We start from the raw sequence: 25,606 nt of genomic DNA, 5'->3' as shown, positions 1-25,606 counted from the left end.
TGCTGAATGCCATATTGTATTTTTTGAAAAAGTCTTATAATAATTGAGGGAATATAATGTTTGACAATAATTTTTAATTAGATTAATGAATAGACATTATATTGAAGATGTAATTAATAAGGATGATAAAATGGGTATTGATTTGACAGATATCGGAATTGAAGAAGGACAGAAATATGAAGGGATTTACACTACCATGAGCAAGGACGGTGTAAAAAATGCAGCGCCAATAGGAATTGTATGCAAAGGCAAAGACAAACTTGGATGCAGATTGTTTGTCGGCACCCAAACCCTGAAAAACATTATGGAAACACGCAGATATGTTGTAAATATCACTTTTGATCCTATATATTTTGTAAATTCAACCATCGGAAACCTGGATATTGAAGAGTTTACGGATGATGATGACATTGCAATATTGAAAAATGCAGAAGCATATGTCATTTGTGATGTTACAGACATTAGAAAGATGGACCCGATTAAAGACCATGTGACATCAAATGGGGAAGCTTATATCATAAGCAGTGATGTTGTAGAAATTGTCAAAAATCATCCGTGTGCAAAGGCTTTAAACCGAGGTGTATTCGCTCTTCTGGAATGCCTTACAAACTATACTCGACTGGACTTGGTAAGTAAGGAACAGCAGGATTATTTTATCGGAAGGTTTAATGAAAACAATCGCATGATTAAGAGGGTTTCAGGGCCTGATACGATAAAAGCAATGGAAATTCTTAAAAACAGCATGATAAAAAAGGGTTTTGATGTTGAATAGGACCTCTGTGTGGAGCTAAAAGTATATTGTATTTTGTAGGGTATGCAGACAATATGATTTTTAATGTATTAACAGTGATTTTTTAGGGTTTGCACCGGTGTTTTTAGCATCGTTGGTCATTCTAATATTTTTGAGGATAGAAAATTTAATCTGTTCGGTTGAGAAAAATAAATAGTAATTGATAGTATGTCAAATGATAAAATTCCTGATTATGTTACATTTCCAAGAACTTTTGAAAACTATGCATGGTACAAGCCAATCATTGTTTTTATAATGGTCACCATAATGATGGTCATTATTGAAGGAGTTGTAATGTTAGGCATCGCTTCAGTGTTTGGCTTGGATGCAATAAGATCACTTAGTGGTGCCGGATTAAACTCCGCATTGCCAATAATCATAACGGATTTGATTATTTTCATGTTTGTTCCGGCATTATATGTTGCATCAAAAATCGTTAAAGATAGACCATTTTCATCTTATTCCTCTTCACGGGGAGGATGGAATTTCAAACTCTATTTTAAGGCATTGATAATTCCACTAATACTATACATTATCTTTCAATTCATAGAAATTACCGTAAATGGAGCAAAAGGCACGTATCAATTTTCAATACTGTTCCTGATTGTAATTTTCATTACTGTACCGCTTCAGTCCATTGCAGAGGAATTCATGTTTCGCGGACTTCTTATGCAGACATTAGGGTCATGGTTTAAGATACCTGTTTTGGCGATAGTTATTCAGGCCATAATATTTGCATTTGTCCATGGATACAACAGTTTGGGATTCTTTGAAATCCTGGTTAATGGTCTTATGTGGGGATTTTTCACTTGGAAAACAAATGGTTTGGAAGTGGGCTGCGCCTTGCATACAGCGAATAATTTCAGTGTCGGTCTATTCATTATGTTAGGGCTTGTAACTTCAACTTCATCTCCGCAATTGTCTAGTGTTGCAATAAGTTTGCTTCTTCAAATAATTCTATTTGTCGCAATGTATTATGTTGGCAAGAAAACCGACTGGTTCGGCGAAATCCCTCAAAACTCATAAAATTCATTTTTTTTAATATTAAAAGTAGAATGAATCAATTAGATTGATCCTGATAATAGCAAGATTAGATGTGCGATTATTGCAGAACCAAGGTAGGTTCCAGTAATCACAATTAAAGTAATAAGAATTCCTCTCCAACCAATCTTTTTGAACTTTTCCCAGTCTTTACCCAATGCTATACCGACATAAGCTAAAAATGCTGCACAGATTGTAGTTAAATCAACTTGAGAAGCGTAATGAGTCACAAAATCAGCGGTTGGAACTCCAGGAATTGCAAAAAACATTCCAATTAAACATATTATGATGATTGACGGTATATGGAATGGAATGACCTCTCCAATGCACAGGCCTATGAATGTAATGGCCACAATAATAAGCATTCCAATTAATGAATCAGCAAATGGGGCATGAACGCTAAAAACATTTCCGATAGCGACAATTACTGAAAATACTAAAAACACTGCCACAATTTTACGAATGTTGTCCATTTTCAATCCAAATGGGTTAACCGCATCGTCTTCATCCTGGATGGTGCCGTCATTAAACTCAATGGCATGACTTTTGCATAAAACCGGTGATAACCATGAATATAACTTTTCTGTAATGGGCAATGCAAGAAATATGAACATGTAGATGCCAAAAGCGCTTGAAAGAACATTGCTGCATCCTGCAAAGGCTTCTAGCTGAGTGGCCATGGCAGGGTATAAATTCACTAATGGAACTAATCCTGCGGCGTTCATGCTTGCACTTCCCACGCCTGATGCCATTGCATATGCATATGGATGCATTGGAAGGAGTGAGATGCACAGGCTTGCAAGGAAACTCATATATAAAGTGCCGATGATGGGTCCCAGGATATAAATAAATAAAACTCCACGTGCCTCTGCTGATTTAACCCCATATTTGTCAATAATAATTGCTACATTGGGGTCACGACAAATTGAACTTGTCATTCCGATGGCCTCTCTTCTAAAACCTAAAAGTAGAGCAATAGGCAATGCAATAATAGTAAAGGTGTCTCCAAATAACTGCAAAATCAGGGCAGGACCTACATTAAAAATCATATAGATGGACTCTCCACTTGAAATGGCCAGTTTGGATATTATCACGCCAAGAAGTATGGCCATGATTCCTTCAGCAATTTTAGCCTCTTCGTCACCGACCCATTTAAAATGTTTTGACAGATAGATGATCATTCCCAAAACTATGGAATATGTTATGGGCAGCAGTAGGAAACTGACGTTGTCTGTTATTTTAATCTCCCTAACTCCGATGAAGATTGAAATGAGAAGTATGATGAATGCGATAAAGTGTAACTTATACACTTTCCACAGCGGGCTATTATCAATTCCTCCCTCGGGGGGTTTCCCCTCTCCAAATCTTTCAGTGTCGGAATCGGTTTTAGAAATAAAAAATCCTCCTGATTTATTAATTGCCATCTATTTCTTGTTTTTTAAAAATAGCATATTTTTGTTTGTTATTATTTGTTTAAATAGTTTTTTTCCTCAGATTAAAGTGTGCAAGTTTTTGTAAAAATATGCTTTAATGGAGTAAAATAAATCTGTTAATTTAATGAAAATAGCCAATGCAAAACTTTCAAAAAAAAATAAAAATAAAAGCAATCGAAAGATTGCTTATTTAAACTTCTATTAGATATAATCCTATACCTTCGATGATTAAAGCCACACCTATAAGAATTATGGCGAAGAGAGGTTGTTCGATTGAAAATCCTCCGAGGGCAAATGAGATTATACCTAAGATTATAATCAGTACTGAAGCGATTTTGGATATTCCTGAATCTGAAACGAGACCAACAATACCTCCTAAAACCAGTATGATACCGATGACATAGAATTGTATTCCGAAAATGAATGACAATGCAGCAATGTTAAATACGAATACCAGCCCCACTATAATGGCCAGAATTCCAATAATGATATTGAATGCTGTAAATCCGGATACAACTAATGCTATACCAAAGAATATCAAACTCAATCCAATAAAAATGGATAGTGTTGCAGTACTGAGCACTGGGCAAACTATAAAGATTAATCCCAGAATTATTGATAATATTCCCGCTAGTTTATTCGGTTCCATATTTTTTCCTCCAATTTTTTTATATTTGATTAAAAAATGAAAATGAGAGATGAACTCTCATTGTTTTTTCGGCTGCAGCCGCAACGTTGCAATGAATACAATTCCCAGCAGAATGGCAGTTATTACCATTACGAATCCCATAGCTTCCTGAATAATGACCTCTACGGCATTCATGACTGTATTGTCCTGTGTGATATTTTCTGTACCTGCTGCCTGGAGGTAATTGGCTGCATCATCAAAGAATTGTGGGTCGTTTGAATGCTCTGGTGCATACATGTCGATTGCAGTGGAGAGACCGCCCATAACTCCAAGAATTAGAATTACCCCAATGAGTGCGGTACCCATTGATTCACCTAATGTCTGAGTGGTTGTAAGAACGCCTGATGCGTTATTTTCACTTTTCTTAGGAATATTGATCAATGAAATATCTGTACTTAAAGACATTACGAAACCAAGCCCAGCCCCTAATACGAACAGGCCAGGCATTAGGTCATACATTGTTGTATTCAATCTGAATTGATAGCTTAAAATCACACATCCGATGATTGCGATTAAAGATCCTGCGGCAATGAGGGTCTTATGACTAAATTTAGCGGATAAACTTGGAGCTGCTATTGCGAAAATAAGCAGACCTATAGTCATCGGAAGTGTAGTCAAACCGGTATTCAACGCATTTAACTGCATTACACTTTGCAGGAAGAGTGAAACTGCAAACAATGCACCACCCATTGCAAGACAACCAATTAACCTAATTATTGCTCCTACACGTAAATTTCTGTCCTTGAATAATTCCATATCAAGTAATGGCACTTTGCCATTTCTTTTCCTTCTGATTTCAAACCATGCGAATGCTGCTAGTATGATTAAACCTATAGCTATTATAGCAACGCTGGATGAATCTTTTGTAAGCATCAAAATACCCCAAACAAACAAGACAAGTCCTATAATTGAAATTATAGTGCCTGTGATATCCAAATCTTTTCTGGATTCGGTAGGTTCGAAATCAGGTATTTTATGTTGCATTACTAAAATAAAGATTACAAATATTAATTCAACTGCGAATCCCCATCTCCAACTTAAGAATGTTGTCATGACCCCACCGAAAAGTGGACCGACAGCAGCAGAAATGGAAACCATCACACTTTCAATTGCCAAAGCGAATGTACGTTTTTCACCGGTATATATTCCACTAATGAGGGAAACGGTGGCAGGTGTCATTAATGCCCCGGCAATACCTTCAATCAATGCCCATCCAATAAATAACACTGGTGTGCTCCAACTTATTGCGGCGGTAAATGTACCGACACCATAAAGAATGGTACCGATTATGAACAGTTTCTTTTTACCGACTATGTCCTGAAGTTTGGTACTCAGCAGCATGAATGCAGCGGTGATTAATGTATAAAATGACATAATCAACTGAATGGTACTTACATCAGTATGCAGATCGACTACAACCTTAGAAATACTTACATTCATGAACGTGGCGTCCAATGTTATAATAAATGAGGCACAAGCGACTAACACTAATGGAATCCATGAGTGTTCCTTGACCGATTCATTCATTTCTATTAATTCTCCTATATGTCCATTTTAGCTAACATGGCTGAAATTTGCCATATTTGTGTCAATAGGTTATATAAAGCAATTTTATATCCTACTAATACTAATTTCTATCAAAAATAATATTTAAATAATTAGTTTAAATTTGAAAAGGGGAATTGAAAAAACTAAAATATTCGAAATTATAATTGTACGATTGATAAATCAATAGTTGTAGATTATGGCAAACTCCATTTTAAGAAATATTTCTAAGGATTGCTCGCTCATTTTTTTCAATAAATCTTATATAATGTTAGATATATATTATAGTAATGTAATGTTTCTTTTTTTTTTTAAAAAAGATAATATTTAAGAGGTGAAATTATTTTTTTTTAACATTTTTCCAAAATATTAGTTATCCGTAGGCATGCAACCCTACTTGAGATTGATAATTGAAAAATAGTAAAAAGTAGTATACTGGCTTTTAGAATTTTTCTAAAATCCTAGCGTATACAGCTTTTAAATCATCGTCTGATTTTTCATATATTCTTTTCAGAATTAATTCCGGTGTACTTTTTGCAAGGAAATTCATTTTAGGTGTCCTATCCACAATCAGATTGTAGTTTTCATCCAATCCTTTTGCTTCAATACCATCCACGCGAATATTGGTGTAATTCATCAGTTCCCTTGCCATATGAGTGACAATAACACCATAAGAGTTGGATTCTTTTATCATATCAATGAATGTTGATATGATTTTCACGGCTGCATCAAGTTCGGTGATTCCTTCAAGTTCATCTAGTAATACTAACTTTTCACTATCTGTGGTGACGATTGGTATGAACACATTCAAGAAAGATTCAAATGCTCCTGCATCTAGAGATCTTTTCTTTGAAAAATGGTAAATTTCATCGAATAATTTTATTTCAGCGTTATCCGCACTTACTGGGAGTCCCATTTGTGCCATGATTGAGATTTGTGTCAATGTTTCAAGGAGTGTGGTTTTGCCCCCGCTGTTCGCTCCTGTTAAAAGTGCAACATTTTCATTTCTAGTCAATTGATAATCTACTTTTTGGATATCTTTATTGTCGGCTTTAAGCGCCAGTTCAAGATGTAGTGCTCCTGTTAATTTGATTTCCTCGCTGAATTCCGGTCTGCATAATCCGTATTCATATGCGAAACTGCCTAAGCAGAATTCATAATCAAATCTTATTACATCTTCCACCTCTTCAATTGCCTTTTGCTTAATTGAATTCAGTTCTATTGCTGCGCTTCTTTTAATGTCGAAGATGTCGTTTTCCTTTTTGGAGGACTGTTCCAGGGTCACCCTTTCGATTTCTGTTTCATCAATTTGGATGGGGTATGTTCTGAGGTATGGGTCAAAACTCATGCCTGTTTTTTCCCGGATGATTTCCTTCCTTTTATTTATAATTTCATCAAATATTTTGCTAATCTTTGGTGGGAAGTTGTTGTTTAATAGGTTGAGAATCTCATCTCCTTCGAGGTCAACCTGTTTGATTGACTTTTCCAGCTCCTCATCCATCTCATCTTTAAGTGAGAAGACTAGTTCTTCAATATCCACTTCCCTTTTGTCGATGATGTTCAACTCATTGATGATTGGAATGATGTCTCCCAAGACGCTTTCTCGGTTTCTGATCTTTTGAATTTCATGAACCCTTGCGAAAAGGTCTTTGTTTTGAATGAAAAAGTTAATGATCTTTTCCGGAACGATTTCATAGTCATTATCGTCAATGCTAATCATTATAACATTTGGCATTCCTTCAAAATCGAGTATTCCTTGGGAATAGACATAGAATACCAAGTCATAGTTTCTCATTTCCTCCTGAAGCAATGGTGAGTCATTGGCGGTAATGATGGGGTAGTACTGGTTCAATCCCAAATCTGTAAGATATGAATTGTCTTCAGCGCTTTCAACAAGAATAACTTTGCTGGGGTCATATTCGGGTTTTGCTTCCTCAACGCTTTTCAGATTTTTCATCAGTCCCCTTAATTTGATGATTGGGAGTTGGGAGACATGCTCTTTTGCATTCATCACAAAATCCAGTTGTGTGTTGATTTTGTCCATGTCCTTTGATGGAGAAAGCAGCAAGATCCTATTTTTTGAGTAGGATGTGTTGGAATATGATAAAATCTTGTTTATGATGTCCTCGTAAAGCTCCATTGCACGGTCGCTTTTTATGAATTCATATTCAGGATTGTTCAATAGCTGGTTCATGATTTCAATAGCCTTCCTTTGGCTGATTCCATCAATCGCTGATATTTTTTCAACATCGACATTATCAACTATTTTCTGGAGTTCCTCTTCTCCCCCAACGCTGTTGAGTATTTTTTCAGAGATTTTATCTCCTATTCCCTTAATGTTCTGCAATGTTATTCTTTCTCCGTTCATGTTACCAAACCCCTTTGTGTAAATAAAATATATTAATAGTATATATTCAAAGTTTGCCGAGAGCATTTGGAAAGTAATATTAAAAATTAGCAGTCGTATTTTTGGAACTGTACTTTTCAAGTTCCTTTTTGTTTACGTTTCCGTTCAATGCTTCCCTATAGATATTGACCATGTTGCAATAGTCGTCTTCCTTGTATCTTCCGTCGATTGAGAAATTGGAATATCCGAGATTTTTAAGCCCGTTGATTTCATCAATCAATGAAAGCTCGTCGCTGTCAAAAATGACAAGTTCCTCTCCGGAAATGCTTTTGTGAATAGGATACCTGTTGCGATTCTTATCAATCAGGAAATTACCATAGTTTTTCTTTTGCTCTTTGCCATACAATAATGAGTATCTTGTCTTCATAAGCTCGACATTTCCCTGTACCAGCAATTCAAGCCTTTCCGGACATTCGCAATGCATTATTATGTTTTCATAATCCCCTTTTCTAAGTTCCGGAGATAGGGTTAAAATTTTATAATTCCTGAGACTTCTGATTGTCTCGGTGTTTGTGATGTTTGTTGAGTAAAATGCATAGTCCCCATTGAAATTGTCGCTCATTATCGGAAGGCTGTAGTGCATTTTATTCAATATGCCCCTAACCTTGTTCAATGCCCTAATCAACTTGTCATGTGTAATGTCGGGCCATTTCCAAATCAGTTCATAATCCTTATCATGGGAAATTTCACAGGCGCTCCTGATGAAGCTGACCATATAATTGAGGTTATAGTCCTCATCGCTGTAGACCAGTGAATCGTCCTGTGGAGGAATTTCCAAATAAACCCTTTTGACACCCTCCAAATTCTCCAAATGTTTCAGGTTATTGGTGTAAAATGAAATGCAGGCTTCCTTTTCAGTGGCATTATTTTCAGCATGACTTAACTTGATTTTCTTAATTTTATGTCGGTATGATGAGATGACTTCTGATTCCAGCTTTTCAAACAGGTTCCTTCTCAACTCGTTGATTTTGCTGATCGGGATGAACAGTGTCCCATCATAGTTGATGTTGGTCTGCACTATCTCATATGGGTAATTGTCGGTTTTTGACAGTTGCTTGGCGATTGTCTCTCTGCTGACACTTTTTCGCAGCGGCTTTTCAAATGCCTTGTCTCCGGTCACTTCAGCCTCAATGACTTTATGGTTTGCGAGTGTCAGTCTGCCCTTCAGGTGAGGGAACTTGTTTTTCAATGAGAATGTAAGCATCAATTTGGATTTGACGTAACTTGAACCCTTGTTTTCGATTTCCTTAACCCTTTTGGTCAAGCTATTTCTTTTTGTCAGGTAAACCTCAGACTCATTCAGGTTGAAATCGCTCTTCTTGTTCTGCCATACCTTCTTGACAATCATGACCTTGTTTTTTCTAGTCAAGTCTTTCACCTGCTTGTTTTTGCCGCTGTTGAAGTGATTCAATGTGGTTATGATTGGATTCTGGGATATTTCAAATCCATAGTCATTGTCATTTTTAACAATCAGCAATCCGTCACCCTTCTCGGGCATGGTTTGGATATGGTCATGCAGGCGTATGGCAATCTGGTTTTTGCCGCTTCTGATTACCCTGCCTATCTTCAGGCCGATGTGTCCGGACCTTATGCTTCTTTGGGATGTGCTTGAGAACTGCCCTTCAGTGAATCCCCGGTTGAACACCAGGCTGATTTCCTCGCTTTTGGTCTCCTTTCTGCTTTTCAGTTTGTTCAGGGCTTTCCTGTAGTTGCTCACGACAATTGCCAAGTATTCCTTTGAGCGCATTCTTCCTTCAATCTTGATGCAGCTTATGTTCAGGTTGGCGATTTCCTTAAGTTGATTGAATAAGCTTAAGTCACATGGGGAGAGATAGTAGTCCTGCTTTTTTATCCCATCAATCCGGTATTTTTGTCGGCAAGGTTGGGCACAGGTTCCTCTGTTTCCGCTTCTTCCTCCTTTGAAACTGCTCATTAGGCATTGTCCTGAGTAGGAGTAGCATAATGCTCCATGGGCAAAGATTTCAAGTTCCATATTTGTTTTGAGGTTTTCAATCTCCTCCTTTCTCATCTCGCGCGGAAGTACGACCCTTCTGATTCCCTTGCTTTCAAGATAATCCAGCTTCAATTGGTTTTCACAGGTCAGCTGTGTCGATGCATGGACCTTCAGGTCAGGCAGGTATTCATTGATTAACTCTATAAGTCCCAAATCCTGAATGAGAACAGCATCCACTCCAATTGAATATAACTTTGATAAATAGTTTATAACGTTTTCCAGCTCGTTTTCTTTGATTAGGGTGTTCACGGTAATGTATGCCTTGACATTGTGCATATGGGCAATATTGACCGCTTCGGTTATTTCCTCGATGGTGAAGTTCTCTGCAAACTTGCGGGCACCATAATTCTTTCCGGACAAATAGACGGAGCTGGCTCCTGCATTGATTGCGACTTTCAAATGCTCCATTGACCCGACAGGTGCAAGCAATTCAGGAATTCTCATGTAACCTTCCCTCAATATAATTGCCCTTGTTGATGTAAGACTGTGAGAAATCCATTATTTCGTATTTGTATTTGGTCAATTCCTCCTGGTCTTTATTCTGTAGGCTTTCATTGTAAATGGATAATATCTGTGAAGTGTATTTCTCATTTGAGTATCTGCAATCCAGAATCAATGAGTCAAGGCCAAATTCCTTAATCTCGTTTATCTCCTCGATTAGGCATAGGCAGTCCTTGTTGATGATGTGGCTTTGCCTGTTGTAGTCGAAGAATATTTTGTATTTGAATTTTTTCCTCTTCTTATCCTCTAAAGTGGCGTAATCGGCATCATTTGAGATGATGAAGTCCTTGCCGTCATTCAGGTTTGTGAAATCGTCCTTGCTGACAATGACCTCAAGGTTTCCGTTGACAATCATTTCAAGGTCAATGTTTCTGTCATGATTTTTAAGGAGCAATTCCCTGATTTCACGGCCTGAAAGCTCTGAGGACAATATCAATGACTTGAATCCTGCCTCGTTTAAATCACGCACGCAGAAGCTGTTCCAGACATTCAGGTTATGGTTTCCGTAGATTGGACAGTCGAATATCTCGGCCATTCCCGGAAAGTCCCCCATCACTGAAACGATGATTCCCTCATCTTCAAGTTCCTTGACGATTTCATTGCATCTGATTGCATCCTCCTCAGATATGAATGACGATAAGACCCAAACGAACTCAGTCGGTGAGGCCATGAGGCTGCCTTTTTTCAATGTTTCCTTGATATTTTCAAAATAGTCCTTAGGATTGTTGTAATGGCAATTGCCGTCAAAATAAATTCTCTTCAGGTCAAATCCGGACGCTGCCTTGATTTGTGCGATGTCATCAATGAATATTGAAAGCTTTGGAGTTTTGTTCTTGACTTTTCCCTTGTCGCTTTCATAATCCTCGAAGAACTTGGTCAGGTTCTTGCGCACTTCCTTCACTGCCTTTTTGGTTGGAGTGTAGTGATTTTTCAGCAATTCGGTTGCGTTGTCAAGTATTTCGCGTCTGATCTGGTTGATTTCACGAATAGGTATGAAAATGTCGTTGGGCATGTTGTTGAATCTGATGTTGCCGATGTAGAATGGTGTTCCGCCGGTTTTGCCTAATTGCTGTTCAATGACCTCTTCTGTAACCGGCTTGTTTTTGGCCTTTTCGAACTTGTCCAGCGTCTTGTGCCTGAAATTGATCAGTTCGCCGTCAAGGTAAAATTCAACTTTCGTAAACAGGTTCATGTTCTCGTCCCAAGTCAGGGACAGGTTGATTGGCACATTATTCTTGACAGTCTCCTTTTCGAACTGTTTCAGGTAATCGTGTGTTGATTTGGAATAGCTGATGAACACTTCTGTTCCGACCTTGACGAGACGTGTGGTGTCGATTATGATTTCATTCTCATCCTGCTTTATGATGTTTTCAAGATAAATTCCCTTGATTTTGCCGTTGTATTTGAATGCGATTCCATCACCAGGTTCCAGAATGACTGGAATCTCATGGTTTTTAATTTCAATTGTTACTTTGGTGCCGTCAATATCAGTGATGTCTCCGATGTAGAGACCTTCATGTCCTGAATGGCCTCTGCCCATCACGTCTCCAGGCTTGTCTCCCAACATGTATCCGTCGGTGAATTGGCGGTTAAATACAAGGTGCAAATCTTTTTTATAGTCTCCCTCATTGCCGTCTATGAGGTTCCTGTAACTGTTCACTATGGTTCCGATATAGTCGCCGGATTTCATTCTGCCTTCCAGTTTCAGCGATTTGACTCCTGCGTCACCGATTTCCTGAAGGTGGTCATAGGTTGCAAGGTCATGTGTGGATAGGAGATATCCGTTTCCTATATTATAACCTCTGTATTTTAGGCGGTATTCCCTTCTGCATGGTTGGGCGCATGCTCCTCTGTTTCCGCTTCTTCCGCTGTTATATGAGGACATGTAGCATTTTCCACTTACACAATAGCATAATGCACCGTGGCCGAACACCTCAAGGTCCATGTCAATGTTGTCCCTTTCAAGCTGGTCATGGGTATTCCTAATCTGGTTGATGTTCACTTCCCTTGGAAGGACAACCCTTTTGATGTTGTTTTTGCTGGCCCATTTGATTGAGGAATAGTTGTTCAATCCCATTTGGGTTGATGCATGAACCTCCAAATCTGGAATGAAAGTTTTCAAAAGCCATATCAATCCGAAATCCTGCACAATAACGGCATCCACTCCAATCTGATATAGCTTGAAGAGGTAATTGAGAACGTCAACAATCTCGAAATTGTTGATAAGTGTGTTTACGGTAACATGGACTTTGCTGCCATTCAAATGAGCATATTCGACGGCCTTTTCAATCTCTTCCATTGTGAAGTTTTTGGCATAGGCTCTGGCCCCGTAATTCTGTCCGGCAATATAAACGGCATCGGCACCTGCATTGACTGCAATGACCAACACGTCATATGAACCTGCCGGAGCCAATAATTCTTCTATAAGCATTTTTTAAATACACCTTGATTTGATTTTTACATTTAAATTTCTGTAATTAATTATTAATATAATTAAAACATATTCTATCTTATGTACATAGTATTTGAAGGAATTGATGGTGCTGGAAAAACCACCCAAATTCAAATGTTGGCAGAATGGCTGGAAGCCAATGGTTTTAGGGTGGAGACATTAAGGGAACCGACAGATTCCAAAGTCGGAGTCCTGATTCGTGAAATTCTACAGCAGCCCGATGCGCAAACCGAAGAGGTTCAAAGGATATTGGGGCTTCTTTTTGCAGCGGACAGGCTATTCATAATGGATAGGCTGGAAGACGAATCCAAAATTATCATTTCAGACAGGTCATTCCTCTCATCACTGGTTTACCAGGACGATGCGGAATGGATTGAAGTCTTGAACAGGTATGCCAAAAGGCCCGATTTGTTGATATTGCTTGATTTGGATGCAAAGACATCTGTTGCAAGGGCATCCGGTGAGGACACCTTTGAAAACGAGGAACTGCTAACTGAAGTAAGGCAAAAGTATTTGAATCTGGCTGAAGATTACACCTGCGAGATAATTGACGCCACCAACGGACCGAATAAGGTTTCATCAGATATTAAGAAAGCCGTAGCACCATATCTCGGCATCTGTCCGGATTGCATTAGGTGAATTCATGAAATTAAAACTGTACGCCATTTCAAAAATATTGTTAAGCCTCTTAATATGCATTAACATAATCTCACTTTTGACATCAATAATGTTCAGCATCACCACTGAATACCTTCCAATAATAGCTTTCGACGTGTTCGTGTGCCTAGTCCTGTTTTTAGACTTCTTTAGGGGATTCCATGAATCGACAAACAAGTTGATTTATGTAAGGGAAAATTGGATGGAATTGTTTGTATGCATTCCATTTGACCTGATACTGTCCCCATTTTTAGGATTCAATTATCTGATTGTATTTAAGGTGATTAGGGTCATGCTGCTGATATTGGCCTTTTTCAGAATCGTTGGGGAATTTCTATACAACACTCGCCTCGATGAGATTCTGGGAGTGCTGGTTTTCATCATCATAGGCTCAACCCTGGGGCTTTACCTGATTGATCCGTCAATGAACAATCTCTTTGACAACCTGTGGTTTGTGGTTGTCAGTATAACCACCGTAGGTTACGGGGATATCACCCCAAACACAATATACGGTAAAGTATTCAGTTTAGCATTGCTGATTATAGGTGTTTTCATATTCAGTGCAATCACAGGAGCTATTTCGTCTTATTTCATGGATAATGTCCTGAAGGAGGGAACCTACCATATCCATGACCTAAAGGAAAAGGTCGAAAAGTCAGAGGCGGAAATTGAAAAAATGAGTAGCCAACTAAAAGAAAGTGATAAAAAAATAGATGATTTAAAAGAAGAAATTAAAGAATTAAAAGAAATAATGGAGAAAAACAATCAGTGATTATTTTTCCAATTCTTCTAATCTTTCACGGATTGCGTTTTCTAAAAATTCTCTTACTTTTACAAGCTCTTCATATTCCCCAATTAACTTAGGACCAAATTCGGTCTGTTCCAGTTTAATGTCGAATTTTTCATATGCATGAGCAAGCATTTGTTCGCCAACGCCGTTCGGCAGGCCCATTTCATATTCCTGTTTTTCTTCAACCATTTAATTTTCCTCCATGTATTCTCTTACAGGAGCAAAGAATTCAATTAAGAAATCTTTAATTCCATTTTTTAAATCCATTGGATGTAAATTGCCTTCGCTGAAGTCCTTGATCAACTCATCATGAGTCAATTCAATGTCTCCACCGAATTTTTCAGGTCTTTTGATAAGTAATGTATCTTGATTTGGGAAAACGAAGGTTTCAGCTATTTCAATCATTGGGTTTCCTTCCACCTCTCCCTGAGGACAGAAGCTTTTCTTGATTTTTTTGGTGATTTCCTCAACGCTGTCATCCACAGCTATGTAGTTTCCTTTGCTTGAAGACATTTTAGCGTCTCCATCAAGGCCGTGCAACAATGGGGTGTGAATACAGACAGGGACGTTTTCACCGATTTTTTCAAGGTTTTCACGTGCCAGCATTTGGATTTTTCTCTGTTCCATTCCTCCAAGTGCAATGTCGACTTCAAGCGCAGCCATGTCCACGGTTTGCATGATAGGATAAATCACGCTTGCCACCTTAGGGTTATCATCCGCACGGCTAACCTGGTCCATACTTCTTCTGGCCCTTTTTAAAGTGGTCATTGTAGCTAATTGATAGACTTTGTCAGTGTAATCAGGTTCCAGTTGGAATGATGAGCCTAAGACATATTCTGTTGTTTCGTCAAGGCCAAGAGCCTGGAAACATTTCTTGTTGTATTCAGCAGTTTTAGCTATCTCTTCAACAGTTCCTTTTCCATTCAAGAATGCGTGGTAGTCTGCTAGAAGGATTTTGATTTTAAATCCTAATTTCTGCAGTTGTTTTAACTTTTGCACAGTCACCGCATGTCCCAAATGGATTTTACCTGAAGGTTCATAACCTGTATAAGCTATAGGCTGGTCCTTAGCAAGAACTTCCTTCAATTCTTCTGTATCTATAACTTCCAGGGTTCCTTCCTCGATTAACTGAATTTTTTCTTCAATATTCATTTTATCACTTAGTCTATTAAATAAATGTAATTATCAATTTTAATGAGTTTGATTTCGTCGCCAATATTATAGTCTGTGAATTCCTCTTTCATTTCCAAGTCAACTGCGGAATAGTCGCTCGGATCCAGGATTTGTATAATGCTTGGTGATTTTGATATTATTGTTGTGGTCTCAACTTCTGAGGACCTCTTGACAAGTTCAATGTCCTCCATGTTTTTCATAGGGATGTTATGTTTCTTGTTTGTTGAGATGTCCTCTCCAACAACGCTGCTTTTGCCGATGCTGGTTACTTTCATGATCTTTTCTTCATACTTTACGAAATCGCCGACTTCAAATTCAGGGATTCTGACTGAAATCCAGATTCGGTACAATCCCTTTCCTGTGGATTTGTCCTCACTGATGAGCCTAGGAGATTCCTTTATCACTCCTCCGAATTCCTCTGTCAACGCTTCGGCCACCTTTTTACCAGATTTCAGGGAACCGATGTAATAGTCACGGCCCTCTTTAAGCCTTGCAATCTGTGGACAGTATGCCAGCTTGTCTTTTTTGGATTGCTTAATCAGTGTCCTTTCAACAATCTCGTCAGCCTTATCGTACTCTTCACTTTTGATTTCTCTCTTGTCTGCTCTAAACTGGATGACTGACTCATAATATCCGGATTGTACTTTGCTGCATGTTGGACAGACTGTCTTCAGTATTTTGACTTCGGTTTCATGGCTTTCCTCGATTTCTGTGCCATGAACTTTTCCAACGATTTCAACACCGCATGTGGCTATTGTTCCTTTGATTTGCTTGATTTCCAGACTGACGTTTTCATCTGTCACTTCGTCAGCCACTTCTACATTTCTCTCAAGTGCGCGGAATATGATTTCTTCTTCCGGAATGAACTCGTCACTCCATTTTCCTTCCTCAAGTTTGCTGTTGCAATGGCTGCAGATTTGAACTTCAATGCGTTTTGGCAACTCAAGCATCTGAAATTCCTTTAAAAAACAGTCTATGCAGACGTCTCCAACCATTTCCTTATCTGTACTTCCGCACTCTGGACAAAACATTTTCATCTAAAAAATAAGTAAAAAAAGTAGAATTTATAATGATTTTAAAGGCGCTGTTGCACCGCAAGCAGCACATTTAAGTATGAATATTCTACCTTCTCTGATAATTCTAGTATCCGGTCTGTTACATTCGTGACAGATTACGTACTTGTCTACATAATCTTCAATTCTTTCGTTGATTAGGTAATGTGTAAATTTACCTTGTAAGATTGCTCTTTGACCTTCGATGTTTCCTGCAGTACCTAATTCTCTCATCAAGAATTTCAATAGGTGTTGAGGGTCTCTGTTCAAACCTTCTGCAACATCCTTAAAGTTTTTGATGAAAGTTCTATTACCTTGGATGTCTGAATAAGCTTTAGGAATTTTGAATCTTTTGTGTTCAAATACTTCAGGAGGTAATTGGTCTATTGCTCTTTCTAATAAATCTTCGTATTTATCCATAATTATCTCTCCTTATAAAATCAGTATAAGTATAATATATTAAATTTGGTTCTAATCATTTATTAATGTATTGTTAATGGCAATAATTTTTCATCATAACCACTGACGTAAAAAAATTTAGGGTTGGGAAATCATTCCCAAAATATTTTGCCGGGCCTAGAGTAGGCTTTTGTAGTGTCCGGTTTGCGGTTCGTATATAGCTCCTTTCTGAACCAGTTTTCTAACGATCTCTTCAGTTTTTTCCGGACTTACTCCATAATCGTCACTCATCTTTGAGATAAGCACATTCATTGGAGCGCTTCCCGCATATTCCTCTTCGAGCTTTTTGATTTCTTCTGTCACTCTTTGGATTTTGTCCCTGTCGGATTTTGGGGTTCCTCCGCTTACGATGTCTGCATCGATTTCACCGGTTTCAGGATCAACACCGACATCCTTGAGACAGAACATAGTAAGTTTCACTGCCTTGTCGGCATCCTCTCTTTCCACCTTATCCTTAAGCTTGATTTTGGCACTTGCTTCAGCTAAACGGATGGTTGCCTCCAGTTGTCTTGCTGTGATTGGAACGGCTCCCTGCTCTTCAGGATTGCTGTTTCTTGTGCTTACATAAAATTCCCTTAAAATCTCATTCGCTTCATCTGTTAAGCGAGGATTGACATTTTTACGGGCATATGCAATATATTTCCTAAGCAGTTCAGGTTCAATTTCGTAATCGACAGTGTTTTCCTTGTGCATTTCCAGAATGTGTGCTGCCAATTCTGAATCCTTTTCCCTGCTTGGCTTGTCTTCAATAACAAAAATCAAATCGAAACGGGAAATAATCGGTGCAGGCAAGTCAATCTGCTCTGCGAGTATCTTGTACCTGTCGAACCTGCCGAATTTAGGGTTTGCGGCCGCAAGAACGGAACATCTTGAGTTCAATGTCGCCATGATTCCTGCCTTTGCAATACTTACGGTCTGTTGTTCCAATGCCTCGTGAAGCGCTGAACGGTCCTCTGACCTCATCTTGTCCAGCTCGTCGACACATACGTTACCCTGGTCCCCAAGCACCAGTGCACCTGCCTCCAAGGACCATCCACCAAGCTCGTCTCTGACGGCGGCTGCGGTCAGACCCGCTCCACTTGTACCCTTACCACTTGTATAGATACTTCTTGGGGCCAGTCTTGAAACGTATTTCAATATCTGGGACTTACCGATACCAGGGTCCCCAACGATCAGGATGTGGATGTCTCCTCTTAGTTTGGTTTCATCCTCGAGTTGCTTTGCAGCCCCTCCGAATAGCTGGAGTGCAATGGCTTCCTTAACCTCCCTGTATCCCTTGATTGATGGGGCGGTTGACTTTATAATCTTATCATAAATGTGAGGGTCTTGTGATAGTTCAAGGATTCTTTCTTCATCCTCTTCTGAAAGATGCAATTCCTCAAATTCCTGTTCCAAAGGCTCAATATGGTTCACGTAAATGTAATTCTTGAATTTTCCGCTTCTCTCCTCACGGAATGTTTTCAATGTTCCGGTTATCCTTACCTTGTCTCCCGGATTCAACTCATCCACCAAATCGTCTTCCAGAACCATCAGCATCTGCTTAGGTTCGGTTCCTCCGGACAGGTTTTCCAAAGGCTCCTGCATCCTTGCGGTTTGGGTGTCGATGTATTTGGATTCCTCCTGAAGCAGTCTGAATGACCTTCCTCCACATTCGCTACATAATGAAGGTTCCACGATGTGGTTTCCGGAGGTCTGCTCCACCTCATGCAATCTCATACATCCTCTACATTCAAAAACACCGGTTTCAATACGTGGTCTGATTTCATCGGTTTTCCTCACGATACCGTCAGCTGCAACAAATGTTCCTATATATTTACTTAAAAGGTCCTTTAGGGCGACAATGTTTGTAAGATTCTCAAAACGGATGTTGATGTCAGCATCCTTCACCAGAGGGTCAATGTTTTTGATTGCAGTTTGTGCTGCTGCAATGACCTCTTCAGGCTTTTCGATAAGCAAATCCGCCAACTCAGGGTCAAACATTTCCAGTGATTGATAGTTTACGTTAAGTGATCGCTCATCAGGATATTTCTCGAGTATTTTGAATACGTCATCCTTGTATGATGTCGCAAAAAATTCCTCGAATTTTGCGGTTGATGTTTGTGTTTTTGTAGTAGAGTTCATTGTCATAATATTAATTTTTCATAGTTAAAAAATATTGCCCAAGGGGCTTTCATAAGTAACAATTAAATACTAATATTAATATAGTAATATTAGAAAATTTAATTAATTGAGGTTAATATGAGAAAATCTAGATTAAGCTTATTCAAATCCACTTCTATGTTAATTTCTGTTGTTGGAATCATAATGATAATCTCAACAATTCTTGTTGTTGCTTATGTAGGTTATAGCGTTGTTTCCTCAGGAATTACAAATGAAATCTCATCTGGAACCCAATATGATGAGCTTGCAGAGCTTCAGGCATCATATGATAATCTGTCCGTGAAGTTTGATAGTGTCAAGGCTACATATTATGCCGGCGACACAAATGATGTGCAATACTACAATGACGCCAAGTTGGAGTTGACACGGGCAAATTCAGCTATTGAAAATGTTAAAAGCGCTCTTGATGCGGGCAAGCCGTCCAATGAGGTTGACAGTAGAATTGAATTTGCAAAAGAAAAATTAAAAGCCGCTGGTGAAGCGTATAATACTCTTTAATTATTTTCTTTTTCTCTTTTTTTTATTTGGCATATATTCAAGGCCAACGACATACATTTCAGAACTCTTTTTACGTGATGATGCTGGTTTTGTGGTTCTTACATGTCTGAACTTTCCCTTGAGGGAGTCAAGCATTTCCTTATATTCTGGGCCCTGGAACACCTTCATGACAAGATTTCCCTTTTCTTCAAGGATGTTTTCAGCTATTCCGATTACTGCATAGGTCAGGTCGATGGATCTCAGCTGGTCAATGTTTTTGATTCCGCAAAGTGACGGTGACGCGTCGGACATCACGACCTTTGCCTTTCCGCCAATCAGTTCCATGATCTTTTCCTGAACCTCGGGGGTTGTGAAATCCCCTCTGATTCCGTAGTAGTTTTCCTCATGGAATTTCTTGAACCTGTTCAGGTCAACTCCGACAACGATGCCCTCTTCGCCGACCTTTTCAAGGGCCACCTGTGACCAGCCTCCCGGTGCTGCTCCAAGGTCCACGACGGTGTTTCCCTCCTTTATAAGCTTGTATTTCTTGTCCAGCTGTTTTAGTTTATATGATGCTCTTGAACGGTAATCCTCTTTTTTAGCCTTTTTGTAATATGGGTCATTATGTTTTTCCATCTGCCATTTGCTTCCCATTTCAATCCCTCTTGTATTGGTCAAAATCAAGTGCGCTGCATACCGGTGAGCCTATTTTCACAATCTCGACATCCACTTGTCTGTTGTTGATGTCAAGCAGCATCACGGTCCTGTCCGCAAGTCTAGGAACGATTGGGCTTCCCGGATTCAGGAGGAGTATTCCCTCCTTCTGCTCTATTTTCGGTTGGTGTGAGTGGCCTGATACCAGGATGTCCACATCCAATTCCTTGGCGAGGTACAGCAACTGGTCGCTGTCCGCTCTTGGATAGACTTCTCCATGTATCGCCCCAATTCTTAAACCTTCAGCTTCAATAATCTTGGCTTTCGGCAGGTCAATTCCACGCGCCCTATCCATATTGCCCTGAACCGCCATGACAGGAGCTATTTCTTCCAGCTCTTCAATGACCTTTGGGGAAGTCAAATCCCCTGCATGGATTATCAATTCAACATCTTCAAATGCTTCAATCACTTTGGTGGGCAATATCCTTGCCCTGTCGGGTATGTGGGTGTCTGAAATTAAACCTATTAACATTTTTTCCAATCCTTAATTATTCAAGTTATATTTTGTTTATTATTGCTTTTAAAATTAATTAAAAAAACTTATTAATTGTTATAAATATAAATATATACATCATTCTTTTAGGAGAAGATAAAATGGGAGAAGTTAAAAAGGAAGATATTTTAGATATTTTGGCTAAATACGATAAAAGTGAAATTACAATAGCTACTCTCGGAAGTCACACATCTTTACACATTTTGCAAGGTGCAAAAGAAGAAGGATTTAAAACAGCTATTGTGTGTCAAAAGGGAAGAGAAATTCCATATCAACGCTTTGGTGTAGCTGACGAATACATTATCGTTGATGAATTCAAGGATATTGTCAACGAAGATGTTCAACAACAACTCAGAGACATGAATGCAATTGTTGTTCCTCACGGTTCTTTTGTCGCATATGCTGGTCTTGACAATGTCGAAGACAAATTCAATGTCCCAATGTTCGGAAACAGAGATGTTCTCAGATGGGAAGCAGAAAGGGACAAGGAAAGAGCTTTACTTGTTGAAGGTGACGTAAGAATACCATTCAAATATAATGATCCTTCAGAAATTGACCGTCCTGTAATGGTCAAGTTCCCAGGTGCAAGAGGAGGAAGAGGTTACTTTGTAGCATCATCCACAGAAGAATTCGATGCTAAAATCGAAGCAATGAAAGCACGTGGATGGTTAGAGGACAGTGATGTAGAAGCAGCACACATAGAAGAATACGTTTCAGGTTGTAACTACTGTATACACTATTTCTACTCCGCTCTTGATGATACTGTTGAATTAATGGGTATGGACACAAGATACGAATCAAGTATTGACGGTTTTGTAAGAATGCCTGCTAAAGACCAATTGGACATTGACTTAAGCCCATCTTATGTTGTAACCGGTAACCACCCAGCTGTAATTCGTGAATCTTTACTTCCACAGGTATTTGACATTGCTGATAAATTAACTGAAAGCGCTAAAAAATTAGTTGCGCCAGGATTGAATGGTCCATTCTGTATGCAAACCTTGGTAAATGATAATTTAGAAGTAATCTGTTTTGAAATCAGTGCTAGAACCGATGGTGGAACAAACACCTTCATGGATGGTTCTCCTTACTCCTACCTAACTTACGGTAAACCAATGAGTATGGGTAGAAGAATAGCTCTTGAAATCAAACGTGGTATAGAAAGAGATGAATTAGAAAAAATAATAACATAGAGTTATTATTTTTTATTTTTATTTTTATTCTTGTTTTTTCCGATATTTTGTTTTTTCTCGTATTCAGCCATGGCTTTCACACGGTCTCTTTTTGCCCAGGCACCAACAAATCCAACAAAAGCACCGACAAGAAGAATGATTAACGCAACAGTTAATATTCCGTTTTCTGTTAAGAAATATCCATCAAAAGCACCTAAGTATCCTTGGAATGTCAATACTATGATCGGTGTTGAAGCAAATGCTCCCATGAGTGTTCCTTTTTTGATGGTGTTCTGTCCGTATCCTGCATATAGGAGTCCTATTGCGGAGCATGGGTAAAACCAGTCCCAAAATTGCCATCCGAATATTATGAAGGCAGCAGCTATTGCCGCACCGAACACCAAAGCCTTAACGTTAATGTCTATATTGTATTTCACTTTTTATCTCTCCAAACTTATTTTTTAGAAGCTATAGCTCCTCCGATTGCACCTGTTATTCCCATAACAATTGCATAATAGATTAAATCTCCAATGATTGTGAATATGCTTGCAATTCCTGAAATTGTAAATCCTGTCAATCCTCCAAAGGCACCGAGGAAGCTTCCTCCAAAAGTTGCAACTAAAATGAACAATATCGCTGTGATAATTGTTCCCAATGCTCCTGCAACGGCAGCATTCCACAGGCCACTCAAAGCACCGTCATGGGCGATATAACCTGTGATGAATCCAACAATCAACAGTCCAACAAATTCATATTGCGCAAAGAATGATTTTACAAATACAGCTAATATGAAACCAACAAATACTGCGCTCCATTTAGTCATAATTATCACCTTTTAATATAAATTATCTAATATCATTTATAAAAATATTTATTTTTTCTGGTATGATGAATATCTAATAAATGTCTTTCAATTTGTCTTTTATCTGATCAAGAATTGCCTGATGCATTCTTTTCGTAAATTCTCCCTTATCGTTTTGATTTAAAACGTCTAGATAACCTTGTGAAACCAGATTAAATGCAAAGGGACTTGGAATGACTGTATTGATGGTTTTGATTTCCATCTCTCCGCTATTGACCATCTCTATGACTTTCAGCGCATTCTTGATGTCCATGTAATCCTCAAGGGCTTCCCTTCTTGATTCCTTTAAAATTGGGAAATTCTCATCCATCTCCTGCACGAACTTAAGCAGGATCTTTCCCCTGACCTGCTGGCGCCCGGCCGATTTGGATTCTCCCTTATATCTTCTAAGGGTCATAAGGGATCTTCCTGCACAATGGCGGAACCTTGAGGCCAACGTTTCGGTTTTGTTCAATGAGTTGGTCAGTATCATCTCAAAATTCTCCGGAGTCAGCTCTTTAAATGATTCCAAACCTCCAATGGTGCTGTCTGAGCTCAAGTAAAATCCGTTGTCCGAAATTGAGATTGTGATGTTCATGTTGTATCTTTGCGCCACCACATAGGCAACGGCTCTTGAGAGCGCATCGTTAACCTTCCTGCCGAAGAGTGAATGGAATATTACAAAACGCCTGTCTCCAAATCCTCTGTAGTATTCGATTAATAGGCAGCGGTTTGATGGGATTTTTGCATATTTGTATTGCTCAACGAAGTACTCGTAAATGGAGTTTGCCGCAAAGTCATCGACATACAGGTAATCGTAGATGAATTCCATTATCTCCTCTTTGCTTCTCCTGTATTCGAATTTTGATTCCATATATGACCTGAAGCGCTGGATTTCCATTGCAAGGTCAAAGGATAACGGCAGCTGTTGTGAAAACCATGAAGGTATTGTCGGAGGGCCGCTGGCGGGGGTCACGTTGATTGTCATTCCCTTGGCGTAATTGAATCTGTATGTTCTTCCGCCCAAAACGAATGTGTCTCCCTTTTTCAGCCGTTCCATGAATGCAGCTTCGATTTTACCGACTGTTTCCCCATCATACTTGACAAGAACTCCTGATGAGTCAGGTATTGTCCCTATGTTTGTGGAATATAGCATTCTGGCGAGCTTTCCACGTTTTCCAAAGGTATTCTCCTTATAGTCAATCCAGATTTTGGCATAGACGTAACGCTCCTCAAGTTCAGGATATTCTCCAGCCATATAGCTTAGGACATCCTCGTAATCGTCTCTTGAGAGGTCCTTATAGCAGTAGCTTTTGCGTATGACGTCATAGGCGTAATCGAGGTCCCATGGATTTTCAATGCTCATTCCATAAATGTGCTGCGCCAGAACATCAAGGCAGTTTCTAGGGATGCTGATTCTGTCAATCTTGCCTTCCTTGGCATTTTTAAGCAGCACTGAACATTCCACCAGATCGTCACGGTCGGTGACTATGATTCTTCCCTTTGACTTTTCATGTAGCCTGTGTCCGCTTCGGCCGATTCTCTGCAGGGCTCTTGCAACGGATTTCGGCGAATTGATTAGCACCACAAGGTCAATGTATCCGATATCGATTCCAAGTTCCAGGGATGTTGATGAAACCACTGCCTTGAGCTTCCCTTCCTTAAGCTTGTTTTCGGTTTCCAGACGGACTTCCTTTGATAGTGAGGAATGGTGTGCCATAATGTTCGAATCGTTATAGTTCATCGGATACATTTTCTTTAGATTGTATACGAAGCGTTCTGTTCCGCTACGGGTGTTTGTAAATATCAGCGTTGTCTTGTTTTCCTGTATCAGGTCATCCAGCAGGTCATACATTCCAAGGCGTGTGTCCTCCTCGTCCGCAAGCACGATGTCGCTTACCGGACACATAACTTCCATGTCCAGTTCCTTGAGGTAGTTGATGTTGACTACCTTGCAGTTGCGCTCAACCCCATACTCGTATCCCACAAGGAATCTTGCCACCTCGTCGATTGGGCTGACAGTTGCGGAGAGCCCTATTCTTGTGTATTGTCCAATCAGGTGTTGGAGCCTCTCTAGAGATAGGCTTAGGTGAACTCCCCTTTTGTTTTCGGCCAGCGAGTGGATCTCGTCAATGATCACATACTTGACGTGGCTCAATTTTTCCCTGAACTTCGGCGCCACCAACAATATCGATAATGTTTCGGGAGTTGTGATTAGGATATGCGGAGGCTTTTTGAGCATCTTCTGCCTTTGGTATTGTGTGGTGTCTCCCGTTCTGACGGCCTTTCTTATTCCAAGGCTTTTGCCAGCTATCTTTTCAATTCCGTCCAATGGTTCATCCAGATTCTTTTCAATATCGTTGTCGAGAGCTTTAAGGGGTGAAATGTAAATGCAGTAAACCTTGTCCTCTAGCTTGTCCGCCTCTGCAAGGGTTGTCAGTTCACTGATTACTGATAAAAATGCTGTTAGTGTTTTTCCGGATCCTGTCGGTGATGAAATCAGGATGTTGTTGTTCCTGTGGATGTCCATGATTGACTTTTTCTGAGCTGGTGTGAAGTCCTCAAACTGTGAATCAAACCACTGTCTGACCCATGGATGGAGAATCTTAAAGATTTCTTTTTTCGAATATGTCTTATCTTGCTCTTCAATCATTTTTATACCACTATATAATTTTTCTTGTCAATATTTATGTTAAGGTTTAATTTTAATTAAATTTTATGTTCAGTGTAGTAATTTTCAATGAAAA

At 39.2% G+C, this 25,606-nt stretch carries 22 protein-coding genes; 6 read left to right on the top strand and 16 right to left on the bottom strand.

The annotated features are described in order from the left end of the window. The first annotated feature begins 85 nt into the window (after positions 1-85). A complete protein-coding gene (locus tag MBBTH_RS05325) occupies positions 86-772 on the top strand; it encodes a DUF447 domain-containing protein (protein WP_243409696.1) in 687 nt (228 codons plus the stop codon). A gap of 186 nt (positions 773-958) precedes the next feature. Next, positions 959-1,816 carry a CPBP family intramembrane glutamic endopeptidase gene (locus MBBTH_RS05320; RefSeq protein ID WP_116592016.1) on the top strand — a complete coding sequence of 286 codons (858 nt, stop codon included), beginning with the start codon at positions 959-961 and terminating at the stop codon, positions 1,814-1,816. Between the two features lie 38 nt (positions 1,817-1,854). On the opposite strand, the gene MBBTH_RS05315 is transcribed toward MBBTH_RS05320, so the two are convergent. The 6 genes from MBBTH_RS05315 to MBBTH_RS05290 all read right to left on the bottom strand — a co-directional run bounded on the left by MBBTH_RS05315 (position 1,855) and on the right by MBBTH_RS05290 (position 12,850). Next, entirely contained in the window at positions 1,855-3,255 is a 1,401-nt protein-coding gene (locus MBBTH_RS05315) for a DUF3100 domain-containing protein (RefSeq protein WP_243409694.1), read from the bottom strand. 199 nt (positions 3,256-3,454) lie between these two features. Next, positions 3,455-3,913 (bottom strand): DUF308 domain-containing protein, encoded by a 459-nt coding sequence (locus MBBTH_RS05310; protein ID WP_116592015.1) that lies wholly within the window; start codon positions 3,911-3,913, stop codon positions 3,455-3,457. 57 nt (positions 3,914-3,970) lie between these two features. Continuing rightward, positions 3,971-5,479 carry an MFS transporter gene (locus tag MBBTH_RS05305; protein ID WP_116592014.1) on the bottom strand — a complete coding sequence of 503 codons (1,509 nt, stop codon included), beginning with the start codon at positions 5,477-5,479 and terminating at the stop codon, positions 3,971-3,973. A 460-nt stretch (positions 5,480-5,939) separates the two neighbouring features. After that, positions 5,940-7,865: a MutS-related protein gene (locus tag MBBTH_RS05300; RefSeq protein ID WP_116592013.1), complete on the bottom strand. Its 1,926-nt coding sequence runs from the start codon at positions 7,863-7,865 to the stop codon at positions 5,940-5,942. 79 nt (positions 7,866-7,944) lie between these two features. After that, positions 7,945-10,362, bottom strand: coding sequence for a U32 family peptidase (locus tag MBBTH_RS05295; protein WP_116592012.1), 2,418 nt, complete (start codon positions 10,360-10,362; stop codon positions 7,945-7,947). Next, positions 10,349-12,850, bottom strand: coding sequence for a U32 family peptidase (locus tag MBBTH_RS05290; protein ID WP_116592011.1), 2,502 nt, complete (start codon positions 12,848-12,850; stop codon positions 10,349-10,351). Before MBBTH_RS05290 ends, MBBTH_RS05295 begins: the two co-directional genes overlap by 14 nt. A gap of 81 nt (positions 12,851-12,931) precedes the next feature. Between MBBTH_RS05290 and tmk the strand changes: the two genes are divergently transcribed. After that, positions 12,932-13,510: a dTMP kinase gene (gene tmk / locus MBBTH_RS05285; protein ID WP_116592010.1), complete on the top strand. Its 579-nt coding sequence runs from the start codon at positions 12,932-12,934 to the stop codon at positions 13,508-13,510. 4 nt (positions 13,511-13,514) lie between these two features. Then, positions 13,515-14,300, top strand: coding sequence for an ion channel (locus MBBTH_RS05280; protein ID WP_116592009.1), 786 nt, complete (start codon positions 13,515-13,517; stop codon positions 14,298-14,300). Here the strand turns inward: MBBTH_RS05280 and MBBTH_RS05275 are convergent, their stop codons facing one another. The 5 genes from MBBTH_RS05275 to mcm form a co-directional block, all read right to left on the bottom strand. Continuing rightward, positions 14,301-14,507: a hypothetical protein gene (locus tag MBBTH_RS05275; protein WP_116592008.1), complete on the bottom strand. Its 207-nt coding sequence runs from the start codon at positions 14,505-14,507 to the stop codon at positions 14,301-14,303. Further along, on the bottom strand, positions 14,508-15,470 hold the full coding sequence (locus tag MBBTH_RS05270) for a tyrosine--tRNA ligase (protein ID WP_116592007.1): 963 nt from the start codon (positions 15,468-15,470) through the stop codon (positions 14,508-14,510). Between the two features lie 8 nt (positions 15,471-15,478). After that, positions 15,479-16,522 carry a 60S ribosomal export protein NMD3 gene (locus MBBTH_RS05265; RefSeq protein WP_116592006.1) on the bottom strand — a complete coding sequence of 348 codons (1,044 nt, stop codon included), beginning with the start codon at positions 16,520-16,522 and terminating at the stop codon, positions 15,479-15,481. Positions 16,523-16,555: 33 nt separating this feature from the next. Further along, a complete protein-coding gene (locus MBBTH_RS05260) occupies positions 16,556-16,963 on the bottom strand; it encodes a translation initiation factor IF-2 subunit beta (protein ID WP_116592005.1) in 408 nt (135 codons plus the stop codon). Between the two features lie 156 nt (positions 16,964-17,119). Continuing rightward, positions 17,120-19,123: a minichromosome maintenance protein MCM gene (mcm, locus tag MBBTH_RS05255; protein ID WP_116592042.1), complete on the bottom strand. Its 2,004-nt coding sequence runs from the start codon at positions 19,121-19,123 to the stop codon at positions 17,120-17,122. Positions 19,124-19,240: 117 nt separating this feature from the next. On the opposite strand from mcm, the gene MBBTH_RS05250 reads away from it, so the two are divergent. After that, a complete protein-coding gene (locus MBBTH_RS05250) occupies positions 19,241-19,660 on the top strand; it encodes a hypothetical protein (protein WP_116592004.1) in 420 nt (139 codons plus the stop codon). On the opposite strand, the gene MBBTH_RS05245 is transcribed toward MBBTH_RS05250, so the two are convergent. Both MBBTH_RS05245 and MBBTH_RS05240 read right to left on the bottom strand, forming a co-directional pair. Continuing rightward, complete coding sequence (locus tag MBBTH_RS05245) at positions 19,661-20,293, bottom strand: RlmE family RNA methyltransferase (RefSeq protein WP_116592003.1); 633 nt, start codon at positions 20,291-20,293, stop codon at positions 19,661-19,663. Position 20,294: 1 nt separating this feature from the next. Then, complete coding sequence (locus MBBTH_RS05240) at positions 20,295-20,834, bottom strand: metallophosphoesterase (protein WP_116592002.1); 540 nt, start codon at positions 20,832-20,834, stop codon at positions 20,295-20,297. A 113-nt stretch (positions 20,835-20,947) separates the two neighbouring features. Between MBBTH_RS05240 and MBBTH_RS05235 the strand changes: the two genes are divergently transcribed. Continuing rightward, entirely contained in the window at positions 20,948-22,039 is a 1,092-nt protein-coding gene (locus MBBTH_RS05235; RefSeq protein ID WP_116592001.1) for a formate--phosphoribosylaminoimidazolecarboxamide ligase, read from the top strand. A gap of 5 nt (positions 22,040-22,044) precedes the next feature. Here the strand turns inward: MBBTH_RS05235 and MBBTH_RS05230 are convergent, their stop codons facing one another. The 3 genes from MBBTH_RS05230 to MBBTH_RS05220 all read right to left on the bottom strand — a co-directional run bounded on the left by MBBTH_RS05230 (position 22,045) and on the right by MBBTH_RS05220 (position 25,512). Then, positions 22,045-22,455 carry a hypothetical protein gene (locus MBBTH_RS05230; protein WP_116592000.1) on the bottom strand — a complete coding sequence of 137 codons (411 nt, stop codon included), beginning with the start codon at positions 22,453-22,455 and terminating at the stop codon, positions 22,045-22,047. 17 nt (positions 22,456-22,472) lie between these two features. Then, the gene (locus MBBTH_RS05225) at positions 22,473-22,841 is read right to left on the bottom strand and encodes a DUF5518 domain-containing protein (RefSeq protein ID WP_116591999.1); all 369 of its coding nucleotides are present in this window, start codon (positions 22,839-22,841) and stop codon (positions 22,473-22,475) included. A 73-nt stretch (positions 22,842-22,914) separates the two neighbouring features. Continuing rightward, positions 22,915-25,512 carry an ATP-dependent helicase gene (locus MBBTH_RS05220; RefSeq protein WP_116591998.1) on the bottom strand — a complete coding sequence of 866 codons (2,598 nt, stop codon included), beginning with the start codon at positions 25,510-25,512 and terminating at the stop codon, positions 22,915-22,917. Positions 25,513-25,606 lie beyond the last annotated feature (94 nt).

Origin of the sequence: Methanobrevibacter thaueri (assembly GCF_003111625.1) — an archaeon.
GTDB classification, from domain to species: Archaea; Methanobacteriota; Methanobacteria; order Methanobacteriales; family Methanobacteriaceae; genus Methanocatella; species Methanocatella thaueri.
Note: the sequence above shows the minus strand (reverse complement) of the source record. Positions and strands in the feature narration are given on the sequence as shown.